Origin of the sequence: Mesorhizobium sp. BR1-1-15, from assembly GCF_020165475.1 — a bacterium.
GTDB lineage: Bacteria > Pseudomonadota > Alphaproteobacteria > Rhizobiales > Rhizobiaceae > Mesorhizobium.
In genome coordinates, this window is sequence record NZ_JAIUIF010000004.1 from 160,856 (window position 1) to 178,852 (window position 17,997).

Consider the following 17,997-nt stretch of genomic DNA (forward strand, 5'->3'; position numbering starts at 1 on the left):
CCGTGACTTCTCTTTTCCTTAGGGCGCGGCTCAGTACGTCACTTCAGAATTGCCGAGGAACTCGTCCGAAATACCCCTGCTGCGGTAGACATCGATCACCGCGCCACGATTTTCCGCGTCGATGGTGGTCTGCTTGCGCGGCCCGATCAGGTCGGCCGGATTGGCCATCTGGGCGGCGAGATTGTTTTGATAGGAGCAGCCGAAATCGGCATAGTGTTTGTTCTCAGACGTCTCCAGCAGGTCATCTGGCCATCGTCCGCATTTATCGGTCTGGGCCTTCACGGCGATGTAGGCGACGCGGATCGGGGCGGATGTCTCGCTCGAGGCAGCCTGATAGGTGACGACCACGATCCGGCTGCGCTTGACGCCCGCGGCAACCGCGAGCCGGGCGAAATCGCGCGCGGCGGCGGCGGCGGCGACCTCGTTGGCCGAGCCGCTCGGAACCTGGATCGTCAGCGTCGGGGCAGCACTCTTGTCATAGCCGTCGAGGAAACCCAGGAGCGTGTCGCGCTGCGAGCCGGTCATGCCGCGGTCACCCGCGCCGACAGGTAGGTCTATCTTTTGGTTCTTCTCGGCGATCACGATCGGATGGTTGGTGCGGTAGTCGTCTGGAATGGCGCCGACGGTGACACTGTCGCGCTGGGCGCAGCCGGCCAGCAATGCCGCCATCGCCACCGCCAGGGCAGGAATGGCGCGCCGGAGAATTCGCGAACGGCCGGAGCGCGTGGTCATGGCGATGGTCCTTGCCTGCAATGCTGACTGAGACATGTCCGCTTCCCCGTTCACTTATAGATGAAGCCGACGACGCCGTGATAACGGCCGCTGGGCTTGTCCGTCTGCATTGTGCCGTAGACACGATTGACTCGGCCCAGGAACATACCGGCGCCATCGCTGGCGGCGTTGAAATTGTCGTCAGGCTTGGCAAGGTCGTTTCGTGCCACCGGTTTCACCAGATAGGGCGTGATGATGATCACCAGTTCGGTCTCGTTGCGCACGAAGTCTCTGCTTCGGAACAGTGTGCCGAGCACCGGGATCTTTGTCAGCCCGGGCAGGCCGGCGACAGCCTGCCTGACGTCATCGCGGACGAGGCCGGCGATCATCATAGAACCACCTGACGGCAATTCGACGGTCGTGTCGGCAAGTCGCTTGCGGATAGACAACAGCGTGGTTCCGGGCAACCTGCCTGCAGCTTCCAGCGTGGTGGCGCCTTCGGCAGTCGGCTCCGACACGGACGTCCGGACCTTGAGGCTGATCCGACCGGCCGACAGCACAACCGGCTGAAACTCCAGGCCGATGCCGTATTCGAGTTTGTCGTTGGTGTATGTGACCTGCCCTGTCTTGTTCTCGTCTGAAACATTGTTCGTACGGCTGGTGATGAGATTGAACTCGCCACCGACCCTGAATGTCGCCTTCTCACCCGACACGGCGGTGAGGGTCGGCTCCGCCAGCGTCTTCATGACACCACCTTGCTCCATTGCGTTTAGATACGCCTGAAGCGCCGAGGTGCCGATCGAAGCTCCCGAGAATTGCGACAGCGGTTTCCCAAGCCCGTATGCCGGGGTGCTCATCGCGTCATAGCTGATGCCGTTGCTACCGCCGCTGCCCACCATGTTGACGCCAAGCTGCTTCATCACGGAGCGGCTGACTTCGGCGACCGTCACCTTGAGCGTGACCTGGTCGTCGCCGATGATCTGCAAAAGATTGACGATTTTCGAGACGCGGCGTTCCTGGTCCGGATTGTTGATGTCGACACCACTCTGGGCCGAGCCGCCGGCCGCGGTCTGCGAATATTGTCCCGTCGTCGCTTCACCGCCCGAGACGAAGATCGTCGCCAGGTCGACGGCGCGTTTGGCGTCCAGCGGCGTGTCGACGGTTCCTGTCAGGACGACGTTGTCGTTCAGCAGTTCGACCTTGATGGCCGATGTCGGGATGAAGCGCTTGATATAATCCTCCAGGCCCGCGACGTCGCGTTCGACGGCCAGATCGAGGCTGACGATCTGTTCGCCATTCGGCCCGAACACAAAGATGTTGGTCTCGCCAACCGCCTTGCCGAACAGGTAGATGCGCCTCGCGGTGCGGGTCACCGCATCGGCGACGGTCGGATTGGCGACAAGAATGTCGTAGGCATCACTCGGCAGGTCGATGACCACCGACTTGTTGAGGCCGAGCTTGACGCGCTGGGTGGCCGCCGAAGCCGAAACCTGTGCACTCTTGGCCTCGACAACGCTCTGCACGTTTGTCCCAATGAGCAGCAGGCCGAAAGCCGCTGCCATGATCGCCGGCAGTTTACCGCTTAGCCTCATTTCCTTGCCCCCACTTCGGAAACTTCGCCCGACTTGATCAGCCTGACCGTTCCCTTGCGGCCATTGCCGGAAACGAGATAGTCGGCCTCATCCAAATTCTTTTCCTGGGTGTCCGTGATCGCGCGCAGCGCGAGCGTCAGGCGATCCGCCATCTGCTGGGCGACGGTGATGATCTCCGCCTGCTTGGGCGTCAGTTCCAGCGTGGCGGTCTGGCCTACCCTGGTCTTCTTGCCTTCCTCGTCCTCCTGGATGGTCTGGTCGATCGCCAGGACGCGGATGTTCTTGAGGATGGTTTCGGTGTTGAAGCCGGAGCCGCCGCTGTTGGCATCGGCCCGGCGGGTCATGATGACGTCGACGAAATCATTCGGAAGGATGAAGCCGCCGGCAGAGGTGTCGGCCGATATCGTCGTGGCGACCGCCCGCATGCCGGAAGGCAGGATCGACGACATGAAGCTTTGCCCCTCGCCGATCAGCTTGGAACGCCGCACCGGCTCGCCCGCGTACATTGGCACACGGGCTATGGACGCCTTCAGTTTCTCTAGGGCATCGGGAGCAGTGGCCTTGGTGATGAAATTGGCGTTGATGCCGTCAGCCGGCCAGGATTGCCAGGCAATGTTGTTCTCGAGCGGGCTGCCCATGGTGACATCGCCCGACAGGACAAGCACGTCCTGCAATGCCACGGCGGGAGCCGCTGGACCGGACTCGACGATCTGCGGTGGCGGCGCGGCGACCATGTTCTTCGCGACATAGCCAGCACCACCCGCCGCGGCGACCGCCACGCTCAGAATAATCAATCGGGATGCTGGCATCTGTCCGAACCCTCGCCTTGGCAAACCACCTAGCCAGGCCGGACTTTGCAGCGGCAATCGTCAAAACAAGGTTAATGTAATGCTTACGATCGTGATTAATTTAAGGTTTACATAAATTAGCTGTATTGCGCAGCCACAGACAAACAGCCAGCCCCGCTCCGCGGAGCCAGCCGCAACACAGCCAAGGAATGATCGGTAAGGTCAGGCCGCCAGCCTGGCCAGCGCCCATACCATCAGGGGCGAATCCGGGTAGGTCAGCAATCCGCCCAAACCGAGCGCGATGCCGTAGGGAACCCCGGTCGTCTCGTCCGCGAAGTGACGCAGGAACGGATTGCGGCCGGTAAAAACCGCAAGCGGCGACTTCCGGTAGACGAGAATGGCAAGCGTCAGCAAGCCGCCTATGAAGGTCGAGACCACGAGATACTCGACGAGCTGGATGTTGAGTCCCATCCACACGGCGGTCGCGGCCAGCAGCTTGGCGTCACCGCCGCCCATGCCGCCCATTGCAAAGAGGCCGAACGTTGCGGCAAGAACCAGCGCGCCGGCGGCGAAATGCCAGCCATAGGCCGCCCATTCCATGCCTGTCAGCGGCGCAACCAGTGCGAAGACGACGACGAGCAGCACCGGCACGCGATTGGCGATCGTCATCGACAGCATGTCGGAGATTGCCGCGAACAGCATGCAGAACGGGAAGACGACGAAGATCAGGGCTTCAAGCATCGGCGCTATGCCTATTATCGGATTAAGCCGCACTCAATCTAAGCATGTTCGATTAACGATTGATGAGGCCCAGGGCAAAAAGACATTGAATAGAACAAGGGCCGCCAGGTGGCGGCCCTTGTCCAGAACGCAATCCGAGCGCTCAATATACTTGACGTCGTTCAGGGCGTCGGGACTTTATTCAGAGAGGTTCCGATAGCTTCGAACTTGGCGTTGATGGCGTTGCCAAGCGCGCCGGCGCCGACGATGATGGCGAGCGCGATGAGGGCGGCGATCAGACCATATTCGATAGCGGTCGCGCCGGATTCGTCCTTTACGAAACGTGCAATGAGATTAGACATTCGAGAGCTCCTACTCCACGTGTTACAGCACTTCCGTCAACTTCTGTGATGGTTGATCGGATGCTGCCAATCTAGGGAGAAGCTCTTTCGATCGACTTAATAAACAGCCTTACCGATTCCTTTCCCGGTTGGAACATATTGCGTGGTTAACTATGGGCTAAGCGCCGGCCGAGGCGCAATTCCCAGGCAAGCAGCCGCAAAAGAAACAGCTCCGCGGCGCGTATGACGATCGCGGCATATGGCGCCCGGGCCTGCTTAACCGTTGGTTCACCAATCTCGTTCATGTTCCGTTGAACAGTCCGCCCGCCTGGAGCGCGTCAATGGCCGAGCCGAAATCGTCGATCCTGATTGCCGTGCTTCTTGCCGCCGTGAGCTTTGTCATGCCCGCCAGGGCCGACACCGGCATCGAGGTCACCATGAACCAGGCCAAGATCGTCAAACTGTCGCGCCCCGCCGACACGATCGTGGTCGGCAACCCGGCAATCGCCGACGCGTCCGTGCAGGACGCCTCGACGATCGTGCTGACTGGCAAGGGCTTCGGCGTCACCAACCTCGTCGTCCTCGACCAGGATGGCAGCCCGATCATCGATGAACAGATCACCGTCGTGCGGCAGGCGGCCTCGTCGGTGCGCATCTACCGGCGCGCTGAAGTTCAGACCATGTCCTGCACGCCCTATTGCGAAAGCTCCTACAAGAGCGAAGCCGAAAAATCCTCAGAAGCCGAGATGAGCGTCAGCCGGTAGGCACGCGGTCCAGGTTAGCGGGTGGTTAAGGCGCCCGCGGCGACTTTAACGATCATTCAAACCGGACTTCAACTGGTTTGCACTAGTACACCTGCCGAGACCGTCTGGGGATGGGCAGGATCAGAGCATGAGCATCGAATTCGTCTCGACAAGCGACCGCAAGGCAAGACGGGCACGGCTTTTCGCACGCTTCGCCGGCGACCGCCGCGGCAGTACGGCACTGGAATTCGCGCTGCTCGCATTGCCGTTCGCGGTTCTTGTCTTCGCCATCCTGGAAAGCTGCATCTCATTTGCCGGCCAGGAAGTTATGGCCAACATCACCGACGACATCGCGCGCAAATTGCGCACCGGGCAGTTGAGACCGGCCGACGTCGCCGGGGACAAGTTGAAGACCATGATCTGCGACAAACTGAAGATCATCGTCTCGCAGGATTGCCCAAATCAGCTGGACGTGGACCTTCGCGCATATACCACGTTCGCCGACGCGGCCACGGCCAGCTTCAAGATCGAGAATGGCGAGATCATCTTGATGCAAGGCGCCAACTCGCAGCCCTTCGCGACCACGCCGGGCCTGGCAGAATCGAAGAACATGCTGCGGGTCTTCTACAAATGGCCCGTCATGACCGATCTTCTGGCTCAGTCGATGGGCGGTAACAAGACACTGCATTTTGCATCGGTGACCTGGCAGAACGAGCCATTCGACAACTGAGTTCGCGGCGAAAGCAAAGCCAAGAAAAAGGGACGGGCATGATGCGTGCGGGGGCACATCCAGGAATTGCAGGACGCTGGGGGAAGTGGGTCGGTTTCATACGCGATCGCCGCGGCATCGCGGCGGTCGAGTTCGCCCTGATCGTCCCCATCCTGCTGATCATGTATTTCATCACAATGGAGGCCTCTCAGGCCATCGAGACCAGCAAGAAGGTCAGCCGCATCGGCAGCATGGTCGCGGATCTGGTCACGCAGCAGCCGACCATCGTCAAGGCGGATCTGGATGCCATCATGAAGATCGGCACCTCCACCTTGCAGCCGTACAATCGCTCGAAGCCGGATATCACCATCACGGCAATACAGGTCACAACCGACACGCCGCCCAGGGTGAACGTGGTGTGGTCGCGCAAGGTGGTCAATGGTGCTTACAGTATCGGCACCGCCCTGCCCGCAACCACTACGGTTCCGGCAACGCTCAGGGTCGCAGGCACCTTTCTCATTCGTGTCGAAAGCAAACTTGGTTACAAACCGATCATCACCTGGTCCGCAGACAGCTCACAGACGGCCGGATTGACGACGGTCTTCAACAACATATCGATGGGCGAGACCTATTATCTGCGTCCGCGCAGAAGCCTGACGATCCCTTGCGGCGACTGCTGACGACCCCTATCGCCGCACGCCACCATCCGACACCAGACGCACGATGGCGTGCGCCATCTCGTAATCCTTGGGAACCACGGTGGCGAAACCGCCGGAATGCCTCGATTCCAGCAGGTCGTAGATGTCGGGCGTCGTCGATTTGAGATTGGTCAGGAAAACCGCCAACCGGCGCTTGGCTTCCGGGTCGAGATCGCTACGCACCGCGTGAGGACCGTATCTCAGCAAACCCGACGTCCATGCGACTTGAAGGGCGGTCGCCGAAAGCCCGGCGGCTTCGAGCCTTGCCTGCGTGCCCGATAGTCTTGGCTCGCCGTCGGCCGCCGCCGTCGCCCAGCCGAACAAGGCATCGGCCTGGCCATCGACCAGCATTCCTTCCGCGGCCGAGGCGGAATCGGCGCGAACCAGAAACGATGCATCCTCTGCGATCTTGACGTGCTCGGCGGCCAGTCCGGCCAATGGCAAAAGAGAACCAATGCTGTCCGCCGGCGGCATGGCGATCCGGTGGGTTTCCATCGCGGCCAGGCTGGGCACCTTGCCATCCTTCGTCAGCAGCACGGCGCGGATGCCGACCGCGCCATCGGAATCGACCGGAGCCACGAGCGGTTCGACGCACTCGCAGCGTCTTGACGCCGTTGCATAGGCGGTCGCCGAGTAGACGGCATATTCGATGCGGGCATTGGCCTGCGCATCGATCAGCGCGGCATAGTCACGGGCAACGACGAACTCCACCTTCATGCCCAGCGCGTTGGTAAAGGCCTCGGTCAACCGCGCCAGGCCTGGAACGGTGTTGGCGGCGCCGGGTTCGGCGACGATGCCGATGCGAAACGTGCCGATATCGTCACGCCAGTCGGCGCGCGCCGAGCCGGACCAGACCGCGCCTTGCGCGATCATGAGAGCGGCGCATGCCTTCAGGGCAGCTTTCATGGGAGACCCGGTCCTGCGATCCGTCAGTGAATTGGTTCCGGACTATCGCGCCGAGCGGTTGCCGTTTGGTTTCCGAATTGCCAATGCCGCCGTGGAACCCTATGTCTGGATGCTCAAACCGGCAACAATGTTCTCATGGCGCGTGCTTTCCTCTTCGTCCTGGATTCCTTCGGCATAGGCGGCGCCGCCGACGCCGAACGCTACGGCGATGCCGGTGCCAACACCTTCGCCCATATCACCGAGGCCTGTGCGGAAGGCCGCGCCGATCGTGAAGGACTTCGCCAGGGACCGTTGTTTGTTCCCAACATGGCGTCGCTCGGACTTGGCAAGGCTGCCGAGACCGCGACGGGGCTGGGCTTTGCCTCTTTCGGGACGGATCTCGTCGCCAATGCCTTCCACGGTGCCGCCCAGGAGGTTTCGAGCGGCAAGGACACGCCATCCGGCCATTGGGAGATAGCCGGCCTGCCGGTACGTTTCGACTGGGGCTACTTTCCCGACACGGTCCCGGCCTTTCCCTCCGAACTGACCGAGGCCATCATCCGCGAAGGCAAGGTGCCGGGCATTCTCGGCAACTGCCACGCGCCTGGCACCGAGATCATCGAACGGTTCGGTGAGGAGCACGTCCGCACGGGCAAGCCAATCTGCTACACCTCCGTGGACTCAGTCCTGCAAGTCGCCGCGCACGAGGTCCATTTCGGCCTGGAGCGGCTCTACGAATTCTGCAAGGTGGTGCGTCGCCTGGTTGATCCGTTGAGGATCGGAAGGGTGATCGCGCGACCGTTCGTCGGCGAGACGGCAGCCACTTTCGAGCGGACCTACAATCGACACGACTACGCCGTGCCGCCACCCGAGCCGACATTGCTCGACCGGCTGACGGCGCGTGGCAGCCGCGTCATCGCCGTCGGCAAGATCGGCGACATCTTTGCCCATCGGGGGATTTCGGAAGTGCGCAAGGCCGCGGGCAACATGGCCATGTTCGACCAGGCGCTTGATGCAATGGATGCGGCCCGCGACGGCGATCTCGTCTTCGCCAATTTCGTCGATTTCGACACCGAGTTCGGCCATCGCCGCGATGTTGCAGGTTATGCCGCCGCGCTCGAGGCCTTCGACCGGCGACTGCCGGAAGCATTCGCGAGATTGCGACAGGGCGATCTGCTGATCCTGACGGCCGACCACGGCAACGACCCGACCTGGCGCGGCACCGACCACACACGCGAACGCATTCCGGTGATCGGCATCGGACCAGGTCTGACGGGCGGCGACATCGGGCTGAGAACGACATTCTGCGACATTGGTGAAACCGTGGCCGAACATCTCGGGTTGGCGCACGGCCGCTACGGCACTTCCTTTTACCCGGATATGGGCGGCCATGCCTGAATTGCCCGAGGTCGAGACGGTCCGGCGCGGGCTGGAGCCGGTTCTGGAGGGTGCCCGCATCATCCGCGCCGAGGCACGCCGGCCGGACCTGCGTTTTCCATTCCCCGAAAAATTCGCCGAGCGGCTGACCGGCAAGACGATCACGGCGCTCGGACGCCGAGCCAAATATCTGACGATGGATCTCGAAGGCGGTCCCGCCCTGATCTGCCATCTCGGCATGTCGGGCTCGTTTCGCATCGAGACGGCCGACGCTGCCGAAATGCCCGGCGTGTTCCATCACGAGCGGTCGAAGAGTTCGACGCACGACCATGTCATCTTCGACGTCGCCTCTCGGGACGGCACCCGCTCGCGCGTGGTTTTCAACGATCCGCGTCGCTTCGGCTTCATGCTGTTTTGCGAAGGGCCGCCGGACACCCATCCGATGCTGGCGGGGCTCGGCGTCGAACCCACCGGCAATGCGCTTGACGGAGTGCTGCTGGCCTCACTGCTGAAGGGCCGGAAATCGCCGCTGAAGGCCGCTCTTCTCGACCAGAGATTGATAGCCGGGCTCGGCAACATCTATGTCTCGGAGGCGCTATGGCGCGCCGGGCTGTCGCCGCTGCGCGAGGCGGGCACGATAGCCAAAGCCGGCAAGAAAGCGGGTGAGCAAAGCCGGGGGCTTGCCGTGGCGGTCCGCTCGGTCATCGCAGATGCCATTGCGGCCGGCGGATCGTCGCTGCGCGACTACATGCAGACCGACGGTTCGCTGGGCTATTTCCAGCACTCCTTCGCGGTGTATGACCGGGAGGGCGAACCCTGCTCCAAGCCTGGCTGCGGCGGCCATATCGAGCGCATCACGCAGAGCGGCCGCTCGACCTTCTATTGCCGGACCTGTCAGCGGTGAGTTAGATCGATCTTCAATTGCCTGGAAGAGGAGCCGAAGCCATGGCCTATGAAACGATCGTCGTTGAAACCAGGGGCAAGGTCGGGCTGATCACCTTGAACCGGCCGAAGGCGCTCAATGCGCTGAATTCCCAGGTCATGGCGGAATTGGTGGCCGCGGTAAACGTGTTCGGGGCAGATGACGGCATCGGCGCGATGGTCGTCACCGGTTCCGAGAAGGCCTTCGCCGCAGGCGCCGATATCAAGGAAATGCTGTCGATTTCCTACGTCGATGCCTACATCAAGGACTTTTTCGTCGGCTGGGAAGAGTTGACCCGGGCGCGCAAGCCGATCATCGCGGCGGTGGCGGGCTATGCGCTGGGCGGCGGCTGCGAACTGGCGATGATGTGCGACTTCATCATCGCCGCCGACACGGCAAAATTCGGCCAGCCCGAAATCACGCTCGGCGTCATTCCCGGCATGGGCGGCTCACAACGCCTGACCCGGTTCGTCGGCAAGTCGAAGGCGATGGACATGTGCCTGACCGGGCGGATGATGGATGCCGCGGAGGCCGAGCGTTCCGGGCTGGTCTCGCGCGTCGTGCCTGCCGGCGAGCTTGTCGAGGAGGCCGTCAAGGCGGCGGCCAAGATCGCCGATTTTTCGCTGCCGTCGGTGATGATGGCAAAGGAAGCCGTCAACCGAGCCTATGAAACGACGCTCGCCGAGGGGCTGCGGTTCGAACGTCGACTGTTCCATTCGCTGTTTGCGCTCGACGACCAGAAGGAAGGCATGGCGGCCTTCGCCGAGAAGCGCAAGCCGAATTTCACCAATCGCTGACAGCGCACCTCCGGGGCGCGAAATGCTTCGGCGTGGCTGAAAAAATGCTCCGGCGCGACGACAGCCAAAAAGAACGCCAGCCAGCGTTGACGCGCCGGGAAAGCTGAACTATAAGCCGCACCAACCGAGGCGGCCCTGTGGCTGCCCGTTTGTTTTTTGTGCCCTGCGGCATGCCGCATGCGCCGACCAGATCAGAAGAGAGGCATCATGGCCAATACATCCTCGGCCAAAAAGGCAACGCGCAAGATCGTCCGCCGCGCGGCGATCAATAAAAACCGCCGCTCGCGCGTCCGCACTTATGTGCGCCAGGTCGAGGAGGCGCTCGCCTCCGGCGACAAGGCCGCCGCGCAGGCGGCGTTCAAGGCCGCCGAGCCGGAATTGATGCGTGCCGCGACAAAGGGCGTGATCCACAAGAACACCGCGGCCCGCAAGGTTTCACGGCTGGCCCAGCGCCTCAAGGTGCTGTCGGCCTGACGTCCCTTTCCGGACTGATCTTCTGAGAACCCGGCCGATAGTGCCGGGTTTTTTCGTTTGCCGGCAAGCACTTAAAAAGAATACTCGGAAACGGCGTCGAAAGCGGAGTTTGCGGTCCGAAATGCTTTGCCGGCATATGCGTGCCGGCTGATGGTCCAGATACTTGAAAAGTGTCGGCTAAAAAATTCTCCCTCCGCAGAAATAATCAATATTTCCCAGCTAGTTACAGATAGTCATCCACACGTTGTCCACAGCGCGGCGAAGCGCCAGGAGAACAACTGGCTGTCAAGCGATTTATTTCACAAAATTTCGCGCCAGCCCGGCTTTTTCATATTCGCCGGAAAAGGGTTTGAATCACAATGGCTTTGTCAAACTATAGTGCTGCCGCATGGCGCTTCGGCGCGCCGGACCTAACCAGATTCCTTAAAAATCCGTTAGACGTGGCCTTGCCCTATCCACAGCGATTTCGGTAATGTCGGTCCATCGAAAGGGATGGGCCGGGTGGCCCTGACCCAGCCTGAATGGGCCAGCTTAAATTGGCGGGGTTTGTGGCGCGGATCAAGTCCGCGGACAGGTTTGGTTTGCTCTTTTTCGATACGGTAGGGGACTGGCGTAACTATACATGGCAGGTCGACAGCGCCGGCGATTTTCGCCGGACGGTGTTGCATTGCCCTGACATACCCAACACGGACTGGCTTCCATGGGCCGGCACCGGTTCCCTGGACAATGGGCGACGTTCATCTGCCGGCGGCGGCAGCGGGCGTCGTAGCAAAGCGCAGTCGCTGGAACACGGATGCAGGAGGCGCATCCCCGGCGGAAAAACAGGTACAGAGACAAGGAACTCGATCATGCAGAGCGGCGTCGAAAGGGAGCTTACCAATGACATCCCATTTTCAGGAAATCTGATCGGAGCTGATGAGATGGCGGCTTCCAGCGACGCGGAACAGAAGTTCGACCGGGTCAAGGCCCAGTTGAAGGCGCGGTTGGGAACCGAAGTCTATTCGAGCTGGTTCGGGCGCATGAAGGTCGCGGAGGCTTCAAAGGGCATCGTTCGCATTTCGGTGCCCACTGCCTTCCTGCGCTCGTGGATCAACGGCCATTATCTCGACCTTATCTGCGAGCTTTGGAAGCACGAGGATCCCGAGATCCTCAAGATCGAGATCATCGTGCGCACAGCCACCCGCCAGGGGCGCAGCCATGCCGAACCGGAATTGGCGCCGGCGCGCAAGATGACGCGACAAACGCAGACGGCGCTGGCCGCCGGCACCGTAAGCCCCGGCAGGCTGGAGCGGGCTCCGGCGCCGCGCCCGGGCATGCCGGCCGAGAGCGAGTTCCGCCACAATGTGCTGGGATCGCCGCTCGATCCGCGTTACACGTTCGCCTCTTTCATCGAAGGGCCGTCGAACCGGGTGGCCTTCGCCGCGGCCAAGGCCGTGGCGGAATCGCAGTCGAGCGCGGTGCGCTTCAACCCGCTCTTCCTTCATGCGACGGTCGGCCTCGGCAAGACCCATTTGTTGCAGGCTATCGCCGCGGAATCGCTGAAGCAGAACCCGAAATCGCGCGTCGTCTACCTGACGGCGGAATATTTCATGTGGCGCTTCGCCACCGCGATCCGCGACAACAATGCCTTGACGCTCAAGGAACAGCTTCGCGATATCGACCTGCTCATCATCGACGACATGCAATTCCTGCAGGGCAAGTCGATCCAGCACGAATTCTGCCATCTGATCAACATGCTGCTCGACAGCGCCAAGCAGGTCGTCGTCGCCGCCGACCGGCCCCCGTCTGAACTGGAATCCCTCGAACCGCGGGTCCGCTCGCGCCTCAATGGCGGCGTCGCGCTCGAAATGTCGGCCCCCGATTTCGCCATGCGCCTGGGCATGCTCAAGCTGCGCCTCGCCACCGCCAGGCACGACGACGCTTCCCTCGACATCTCCGACGAGATCCTCAATCACGTCGCCCGCACGGTGACCGGCAGCGGCCGCGAACTGGAAGGCGCCTTCAATCAACTCCTGTTCCGCCAGTCTTTCGAGCCGCAGATCACCATCGATCGCATCGACGAGATCCTCGGCCATATCTACCGCACCGGCGAGCCGAAGCGGGTCCGTATCGAGGATATTCAGCGCATCGTCGCGCGGCACTACAATGTGTCGAAGACCGAGTTGCTGTCCAACAGGCGCACGCGCACCATCGTCAAGCCGAGGCAGGTCGCCATGTATCTGTCCAAGGTGATGACGCCGCGCTCGCTGCCCGAGATCGGGCGGCGCTTCGGCGGCCGCGATCACACAACGGTGCTGCACGCAGTGCGCAAGATCGAGGATCTTTCCGGCGGCGACAACACGCTGGCGCAGGAACTGGAACTGTTGAGACGGTTGATCAACGACCAGGCCTGAGCCGTTCGAAAACGCCTGGCGGCGTGCTTCGCCGCCTTTATCCCCAGAAAGCCCGCGTAGCCGGCCCGAACCGGTCGCGCGGGCTTGCGTTTGCTGGTTTTTTCCTGTCAGTTTACGCAGATTCTGAAGCCTGTTCAGACCTTTCGCGGGACGCCGCCAGCCGGAGACCCGCTCATTCATTCAAGCGAGCCTGGTTCGTCATGCGTGTTATCCTGGAACGGTCAAATCTCCTGAAGTCGCTCAACCACGTCCACCGCGTGGTCGAACGGCGCAACACCATACCGATCCTGTCCAACGTGCTGCTCAGCGCCGAAGGCGCCAGCCTGGAAATGAAGGCCACCGACCTCGACCTGGAGGTGACGGAAGCGACGCCGGCCAAGGTCGAGCGGGGTGGCGCGACAACGGTTCCGGCGCATCTGCTCTACGACATCGTGCGCAAGCTTTCCGACGGTGCCGAGGTGATGCTGAAGACGGACGAGGACGGCAACGCCATGACGGTGACCTCCGGCCGCTCGAGCTTCCGACTGCAATGCCTGCCGCAATCGGACTTCCCCGAGCTTTCGGCCGGATCCTTCTCGCATATCTTCCGGCTCGACTCGGTCGCGCTCAAGGGGCTGATCGAGAAGACCCAGTTCGCCATCTCCACCGAGGAGACGCGCTATTATCTCAACGGCATCTATCTTCACACACATGAGGTCGGCGGCAAGCTGAAGCTGCGCTCGGTGGCGACCGACGGCCATCGCCTGGCGCGCGCCGAGATCGACGCGCCGGCGGGTTCCGAAGGCATGCCGGGCATCATCATACCGCGCAAGACGGTCAGCGAATTGCAGAAGCTGGTCGATGATCCCGACGTGGCGGTCACCACCGAACTGTCGGACACCAAGATCCGCTTCACCATCGGCAGCGTCATCCTGACTTCCAAGCTGATCGACGGCACCTTCCCCGATTATCAGCGGGTCATTCCCACCGGCAACGACAAGAAGCTGATCATCGACCGCCAGAGCTTCGCGGCCGCCGTCGACCGCGTCTCGACCATCTCCTCCGAACGCGGGCGCGCGGTGAAGCTTTCGATCAGTGAGGGCCAGGTGACGCTTGCGGTCAACAATCCGGATTCGGGCAGCGCCACCGAGGAGTTGGCCGCCGACTATTCAGCCGACCCGATCGAGATCGGCTTCAACGCCAAGTACCTGCTCGACGTTGCCGCACAATTGACCGGTTCAGAGGCCCGGTTCATGTTGGCCGACGCCGGTTCGCCAACGCTGATCCACGACATGGCCGATGAAACCGCGCTTTATGTGCTGATGCCGATGCGGGTGTAGAGCAGTAGCGGTTGCCGGCACAAACCCATATAAGTAAGCTTACACTTACCAATTTCCGCAACTATGCGGCGCTGTCGGTCGAGCTTGAGCCGGGCGTGGTGGTGTTTTCCGGTGACAATGGCGCTGGCAAAACCAATCTGCTGGAAGCGATTTCCCTGTTGACGCCGGGCCGCGGCCTGCGCCGCGCGCCTTACGCGGACGTCGCGCGTGAGGGCGGTGACGGCGGCTTTGCGCTGCACGCACGGCTCGACGGACCTGACGGCCAAGTCGAGATAGGGACGGGCATTTCGGGTGGCGACAGTCTTGGCGAGGGCGGCAGACGGGTGCGCATCAACGGCGCCACGGCGCGATCCGCCGAGGACATGCTGGAATGGCTGCGCGTCGTGTGGCTGACGCCGGCCATGGATGCTCTGTTCACCGGACCGGCCGCGGACCGCCGGCGCTTTCTCGACCGGCTGGTGCTGGCGATCGATCCAGGCCACGGACAGCGCGCCCTCGACTATGAAAAGGCGATGCGCGGCCGGAACCGGTTGCTGACGGAAGGTTCGCGGGATTTGAGCTGGTTCGAGGCGATCGAGATGCAGATGGCCGAGACGGGCGTGGCGATCGCCGCGGCGCGCGCCGAAATGGTGCGCCTTCTGGCCGCCATGATCGACAGGCTGCCCGACAGCGGCCCGTTTCCGCAGGCCGATATCGGCCTGTCGGGCGATCTGGAAGCCGAGATCGCCACCATGCCGGCTGTCGACGTCGAGGAGCGGTTCCGCCGCACGCTCGCCGGGGGCCGCGACCGCGACCGCGCCGCCGGGCGCACGCTCGAGGGCCCGCACCGCTCCGATCTCGTGGTCCGGCACCGACCCAAGGCGATGCCGGCGGCGCTGTGTTCGACCGGCGAACAGAAAGCCTTGCTTGTCGGCATTGTCCTGTCGCATGCCAGATTGACCGGCGAGATGTCCGGCTTGACGCCAATCCTGCTGCTCGACGAGATCGCGGCACATCTCGATGGTGGCCGGCGTGCGGCGCTGTTCTCGATCCTGGAGGAATTGAACTGCCAGGCTTTCATGACGGGAACCGATGCTGCGCTGTTTTCCAGCCTGGCGGGCCGGGCGCAGTTCCTGATCGTGGATCACGGCACGGTCGCGCCGATGGCTGTGTGAGCACCTGACAAGGTTTTTCTCCCGCTATATGGTCGAGCCATGATCGCCACCGCCCTCACCGACGAAGAACTCGAACGCTATGCCCGCCACATCGTGCTGCCCGAAATTGGCGGCGCCGGCCAGCAGCGCCTGAAGCGAGCGCGGGTGCTGGTCATCGGCGCCGGCGGATTGGGCGCACCAGTGCTTGAATATCTTGCCGCAGCCGGCGTCGGCACGCTCGGCGTGATCGACGACGACACGGTTTCGCTCTCCAACCTGCAGCGGCAGGTGATTCACGGCACGAACACTGTCGGCATGCTGAAAACCCACAGCGCCAAGGCGGCAATTGCCCGCATCAATCCCAACACCGCTGTCGAAATCCACACATTGCGCCTGACCGCGGACAATGCCCAAGCCCTCGTCGCCCGTTACGACGTGGTCGTCGACGGGTCCGACAATTTCGAGACGCGCTATGTCGTGGCCGATGCCTGCGCGGCGGAGGGAAAGCCGCTGGTGCACGCCGCCGTGGGCCGTTTCGATGGCTCCGTGACCGTGCTGATGCCGTTCCAAGCCGATAGGGATGGCACCTCCAACCCCGGCTACCGCGACCTCTTCCCGGAGGCCCCGCCGCCGGGTCTGGTGCCGTCCTGCGCCGAGGCCGGGGTGCTTGGCGTGCTGACTGGGGTCATCGGCACGTTGCAGGCGATGGAAGCCATCAAGCTGATCACCGGCATTGGCGAGCCGCTGATCGGACGACTGCTGCTCTATGACGCGCTGGCCGCGCGTTTCGAGACCATCCGCTACAAGAGACGAAACTGACGTTGACGCGCACTGCCGATATCGTCATCACCCGGATTCCGGCCGATTTCGACCGCTGGAACGAAGTGCTCGCCCTGATCCTGCGCGCATTCGCCTTCATGGACGGCATCATCGACCCGCCGTCCTCGGCGCACCTGCTCACCGCGGAAACCTTGCGCGACAAAGCCCGCCGCGAGACCGGCATGCTGGCGCTCAGCGGCAACAGGATCGTCGGCTGCATCTTCGCCCTGGAACGAACCGACCACCTCTATGTCGGCAAGCTCGCCGTCACGCCGGACTGTCAGGGCCAGGGCATCGGCAGGTTGTTGATGCAAGCCGTCCAGGATTTTGCCCGCAGCCGCGGCAAGGCCGCAATCGAGCTGCAGACGCGAATCGAGCTGGCTGGGAACCAGGCAGCCTTTGCCCGGCTCGGTTTTCGCGAGACCGTGAGAACGGCGCATGAAGGTTATGCGCGACCGACTTCGGTCACCATGCGCAAGACCGTTTCGTAGTTTCCACTTACATTATGTTGCGAAGCCGCTCAGGTCCTGAGCGGCAGCACGCGATCCGGCGGGCGGTGGCCGTCGACGAAGGCGCGGATGTTGATGATCACCTTCTCGCCCATGTCGATGCGGCCCTCGAGCGTCGCCGACCCCATATGCGGCAAAAGCACGACCTTGCCCTTGGTCGCGAGCTTGAGCAGTTTTCCGTTCAATGCGGGCTCGTGCTCGTAGACGTCGAGTCCGGCGCCGGCGATCCTGCCATCCTGAATCAGCTTGACCAGCGCCTCCTCGTCGATGATGTCACCGCGCGCGGTGTTGACGATATAGGCGGTGGGCTGGAGCAGCGCCAGCCGCCGCGCCGAAAGCAGATGGAAGGTCGCCGGCGTCGAGGGGCAGTTGACCGAGATGATGTCCATGCGGGCCAGCATCTGATCGAGGCTTTCCCAATAGGTCGCCTCCAGCCCGTCCTCGACCGCCTGCAGCACGCGATGGCGGTTGTGATAGTGGATGGAGAGGCCGAAGGCCTTGGCACGCCTGGCAACGGCGGTGCCGATACGCCCCATGCCGACAATACCGAGCCGTTTGCCCCAGATGCGCCGGCCAAGCATCCATGTCGGCGACCAGCCAGCCCATTTCTTGTCGCCGGTGAGTACATTGGCGCCCTCCGCCAGCCGGCGCGGCACCGCCAGCATCAGCGCCATCGTCATGTCGGCCGTATCCTCGGTCAGCACGTTGGGCGTGTTGGTTACGGTGATGCCTTTCTTGGCCGCGGCCGCCACGTCGATCTTGTCGACGCCATTGCCGAAATTGGCGATCAGCTTGAGGTTTTCGCCGGCCTGGGCGATCAATGCCGCGTCGATGCGGTCGGTCACCGTCGGCACCAGCACGTCGGCCTCCTTGACCGCCGCGACCAGTTCCGGTTGCGTCATCGGCCTGTCCTCGACGTTCAGCCTTGCGTCGAACAGCTCGCGCATGCGGGTCTCGACAGGGTCGGGCAGTTTTCGCGTGATGACCACGAGAGGCTTCTTTTTGCCTGCCATTGTTTCCCTCGTTGAGACCTCTTTAACCAAGACCGGCGAAACTGGAAGCCGGTC

At 62.4% G+C, this 17,997-nt stretch carries 19 protein-coding genes; 12 read left to right on the forward strand and 7 right to left on the reverse strand.

The features are described from left to right. Nucleotides 1-30: 30 nt before the first annotated feature. The 5 genes from LB541_RS09305 to LB541_RS09325 all read right to left on the reverse strand — a co-directional run bounded on the left by LB541_RS09305 (nucleotide 31) and on the right by LB541_RS09325 (nucleotide 4,173). The gene (locus LB541_RS09305; protein ID WP_224618222.1) at nucleotides 31-768 is read right to left on the reverse strand and encodes a CpaD family pilus assembly protein; all 738 of its coding nucleotides are present in this window, start codon (nucleotides 766-768) and stop codon (nucleotides 31-33) included. Nucleotides 769-782: 14 nt separating this feature from the next. Then, nucleotides 783-2,303: a type II and III secretion system protein family protein gene (locus LB541_RS09310; protein WP_140663946.1), complete on the reverse strand. Its 1,521-nt coding sequence runs from the start codon at nucleotides 2,301-2,303 to the stop codon at nucleotides 783-785. After that, nucleotides 2,300-3,112, reverse strand: coding sequence for a Flp pilus assembly protein CpaB (gene cpaB, locus LB541_RS09315; protein ID WP_140624818.1), 813 nt, complete (start codon nucleotides 3,110-3,112; stop codon nucleotides 2,300-2,302). The genes LB541_RS09310 and cpaB overlap by 4 nt, the downstream gene beginning before the upstream one ends. 201 nt (nucleotides 3,113-3,313) lie before the next feature. Next, nucleotides 3,314-3,832: a prepilin peptidase gene (locus LB541_RS09320; RefSeq protein ID WP_140513204.1), complete on the reverse strand. Its 519-nt coding sequence runs from the start codon at nucleotides 3,830-3,832 to the stop codon at nucleotides 3,314-3,316. A 161-nt stretch (nucleotides 3,833-3,993) separates the two neighbouring features. Continuing rightward, a complete protein-coding gene (locus LB541_RS09325) occupies nucleotides 3,994-4,173 on the reverse strand; it encodes a Flp family type IVb pilin (RefSeq protein ID WP_140557607.1) in 180 nt (59 codons plus the stop codon). Nucleotides 4,174-4,493: 320 nt separating this feature from the next. Between LB541_RS09325 and LB541_RS09330 the strand changes: the two genes are divergently transcribed. The 3 genes from LB541_RS09330 to LB541_RS09340 all read left to right on the forward strand — a co-directional run bounded on the left by LB541_RS09330 (nucleotide 4,494) and on the right by LB541_RS09340 (nucleotide 6,284). Beyond that, entirely contained in the window at nucleotides 4,494-4,916 is a 423-nt protein-coding gene (locus LB541_RS09330) for a pilus assembly protein N-terminal domain-containing protein (protein WP_140496732.1), read from the forward strand. A gap of 127 nt (nucleotides 4,917-5,043) precedes the next feature. Continuing rightward, entirely contained in the window at nucleotides 5,044-5,625 is a 582-nt protein-coding gene (locus LB541_RS09335) for a TadE/TadG family type IV pilus assembly protein (RefSeq protein ID WP_140513202.1), read from the forward strand. Between the two features lie 38 nt (nucleotides 5,626-5,663). After that, nucleotides 5,664-6,284: a TadE/TadG family type IV pilus assembly protein gene (locus tag LB541_RS09340; protein ID WP_140496736.1), complete on the forward strand. Its 621-nt coding sequence runs from the start codon at nucleotides 5,664-5,666 to the stop codon at nucleotides 6,282-6,284. A gap of 6 nt (nucleotides 6,285-6,290) precedes the next feature. On the opposite strand, the gene LB541_RS09345 is transcribed toward LB541_RS09340, so the two are convergent. Further along, nucleotides 6,291-7,208 carry a phosphate/phosphite/phosphonate ABC transporter substrate-binding protein gene (locus LB541_RS09345; protein WP_140523896.1) on the reverse strand — a complete coding sequence of 306 codons (918 nt, stop codon included), beginning with the start codon at nucleotides 7,206-7,208 and terminating at the stop codon, nucleotides 6,291-6,293. A 135-nt stretch (nucleotides 7,209-7,343) separates the two neighbouring features. On the opposite strand from LB541_RS09345, the gene LB541_RS09350 reads away from it, so the two are divergent. The 9 genes from LB541_RS09350 (at nucleotide 7,344) to LB541_RS09390 (ending at nucleotide 16,912) form a co-directional block, all read left to right on the forward strand. Further along, a complete protein-coding gene (locus LB541_RS09350; RefSeq protein WP_140560884.1) occupies nucleotides 7,344-8,585 on the forward strand; it encodes a phosphopentomutase in 1,242 nt (413 codons plus the stop codon). Beyond that, entirely contained in the window at nucleotides 8,578-9,468 is an 891-nt protein-coding gene (gene mutM / locus LB541_RS09355) for a bifunctional DNA-formamidopyrimidine glycosylase/DNA-(apurinic or apyrimidinic site) lyase (protein WP_140496743.1), read from the forward strand. The genes LB541_RS09350 and mutM overlap by 8 nt, the downstream gene beginning before the upstream one ends. Before the next feature lie 41 nt (nucleotides 9,469-9,509). Continuing rightward, a complete protein-coding gene (locus LB541_RS09360) occupies nucleotides 9,510-10,283 on the forward strand; it encodes an enoyl-CoA hydratase (RefSeq protein ID WP_140564841.1) in 774 nt (257 codons plus the stop codon). A gap of 207 nt (nucleotides 10,284-10,490) precedes the next feature. Beyond that, entirely contained in the window at nucleotides 10,491-10,757 is a 267-nt protein-coding gene (gene rpsT, locus LB541_RS09365; protein ID WP_140496747.1) for a 30S ribosomal protein S20, read from the forward strand. A gap of 848 nt (nucleotides 10,758-11,605) precedes the next feature. After that, nucleotides 11,606-13,150, forward strand: coding sequence for a chromosomal replication initiator protein DnaA (gene dnaA, locus LB541_RS09370; protein ID WP_140496749.1), 1,545 nt, complete (start codon nucleotides 11,606-11,608; stop codon nucleotides 13,148-13,150). Nucleotides 13,151-13,350: 200 nt separating this feature from the next. Beyond that, nucleotides 13,351-14,469: a DNA polymerase III subunit beta gene (gene dnaN / locus LB541_RS09375; protein WP_140496751.1), complete on the forward strand. Its 1,119-nt coding sequence runs from the start codon at nucleotides 13,351-13,353 to the stop codon at nucleotides 14,467-14,469. Nucleotides 14,470-14,480: 11 nt separating this feature from the next. Next, the gene (recF, locus tag LB541_RS09380; protein ID WP_224618223.1) at nucleotides 14,481-15,623 is read left to right on the forward strand and encodes a DNA replication/repair protein RecF; all 1,143 of its coding nucleotides are present in this window, start codon (nucleotides 14,481-14,483) and stop codon (nucleotides 15,621-15,623) included. A 39-nt stretch (nucleotides 15,624-15,662) separates the two neighbouring features. Next, on the forward strand, nucleotides 15,663-16,421 hold the full coding sequence (locus LB541_RS09385) for a molybdopterin-synthase adenylyltransferase MoeB (protein WP_140496755.1): 759 nt from the start codon (nucleotides 15,663-15,665) through the stop codon (nucleotides 16,419-16,421). A gap of 2 nt (nucleotides 16,422-16,423) precedes the next feature. Then, the gene (locus LB541_RS09390) at nucleotides 16,424-16,912 is read left to right on the forward strand and encodes a GNAT family N-acetyltransferase (protein ID WP_140513188.1); all 489 of its coding nucleotides are present in this window, start codon (nucleotides 16,424-16,426) and stop codon (nucleotides 16,910-16,912) included. 29 nt (nucleotides 16,913-16,941) lie between these two features. Here LB541_RS09390 and LB541_RS09395 read toward each other — a convergent pair whose 3' ends face one another. Next, entirely contained in the window at nucleotides 16,942-17,943 is a 1,002-nt protein-coding gene (locus LB541_RS09395; RefSeq protein WP_140496760.1) for a 2-hydroxyacid dehydrogenase, read from the reverse strand. Nucleotides 17,944-17,997 lie beyond the last annotated feature (54 nt).

Excerpts from the sequence above, each read along its gene's own strand:
- LB541_RS09305 (WP_224618222.1), bottom strand. The coding sequence starts at position 768 with ATGTCTCAGTCAGCATTGCAGGCAAGGACCATCGCCATGACCACGCGC.
- rpsT (WP_140496747.1), top strand. The coding sequence starts at position 10,491 with ATGGCCAATACATCCTCGGCCAAAAAGGCAACGCGCAAGATCGTCCGC.
- LB541_RS09335 (WP_140513202.1), top strand. The coding sequence starts at position 5,044 with ATGAGCATCGAATTCGTCTCGACAAGCGACCGCAAGGCAAGACGGGCA.
- LB541_RS09395 (WP_140496760.1), bottom strand. The coding sequence starts at position 17,943 with ATGGCAGGCAAAAAGAAGCCTCTCGTGGTCATCACGCGAAAACTGCCC.
- LB541_RS09345 (WP_140523896.1), bottom strand. The coding sequence starts at position 7,208 with ATGAAAGCTGCCCTGAAGGCATGCGCCGCTCTCATGATCGCGCAAGGC.
- LB541_RS09330 (WP_140496732.1), top strand. The coding sequence starts at position 4,494 with ATGGCCGAGCCGAAATCGTCGATCCTGATTGCCGTGCTTCTTGCCGCC.
- LB541_RS09310 (WP_140663946.1), bottom strand. The coding sequence starts at position 2,303 with ATGAGGCTAAGCGGTAAACTGCCGGCGATCATGGCAGCGGCTTTCGGC.
- dnaA (WP_140496749.1), top strand. The coding sequence starts at position 11,606 with ATGCAGAGCGGCGTCGAAAGGGAGCTTACCAATGACATCCCATTTTCA.
- LB541_RS09320 (WP_140513204.1), bottom strand. The coding sequence starts at position 3,832 with ATGCTTGAAGCCCTGATCTTCGTCGTCTTCCCGTTCTGCATGCTGTTC.
- LB541_RS09340 (WP_140496736.1), top strand. The coding sequence starts at position 5,664 with ATGATGCGTGCGGGGGCACATCCAGGAATTGCAGGACGCTGGGGGAAG.
- LB541_RS09350 (WP_140560884.1), top strand. The coding sequence starts at position 7,344 with ATGGCGCGTGCTTTCCTCTTCGTCCTGGATTCCTTCGGCATAGGCGGC.
- mutM (WP_140496743.1), top strand. The coding sequence starts at position 8,578 with ATGCCTGAATTGCCCGAGGTCGAGACGGTCCGGCGCGGGCTGGAGCCG.
- LB541_RS09385 (WP_140496755.1), top strand. The coding sequence starts at position 15,663 with ATGATCGCCACCGCCCTCACCGACGAAGAACTCGAACGCTATGCCCGC.
- cpaB (WP_140624818.1), bottom strand. The coding sequence starts at position 3,112 with ATGCCAGCATCCCGATTGATTATTCTGAGCGTGGCGGTCGCCGCGGCG.
- LB541_RS09325 (WP_140557607.1), bottom strand. The coding sequence starts at position 4,173 with ATGTCTAATCTCATTGCACGTTTCGTAAAGGACGAATCCGGCGCGACC.
- dnaN (WP_140496751.1), top strand. The coding sequence starts at position 13,351 with ATGCGTGTTATCCTGGAACGGTCAAATCTCCTGAAGTCGCTCAACCAC.
- LB541_RS09360 (WP_140564841.1), top strand. The coding sequence starts at position 9,510 with ATGGCCTATGAAACGATCGTCGTTGAAACCAGGGGCAAGGTCGGGCTG.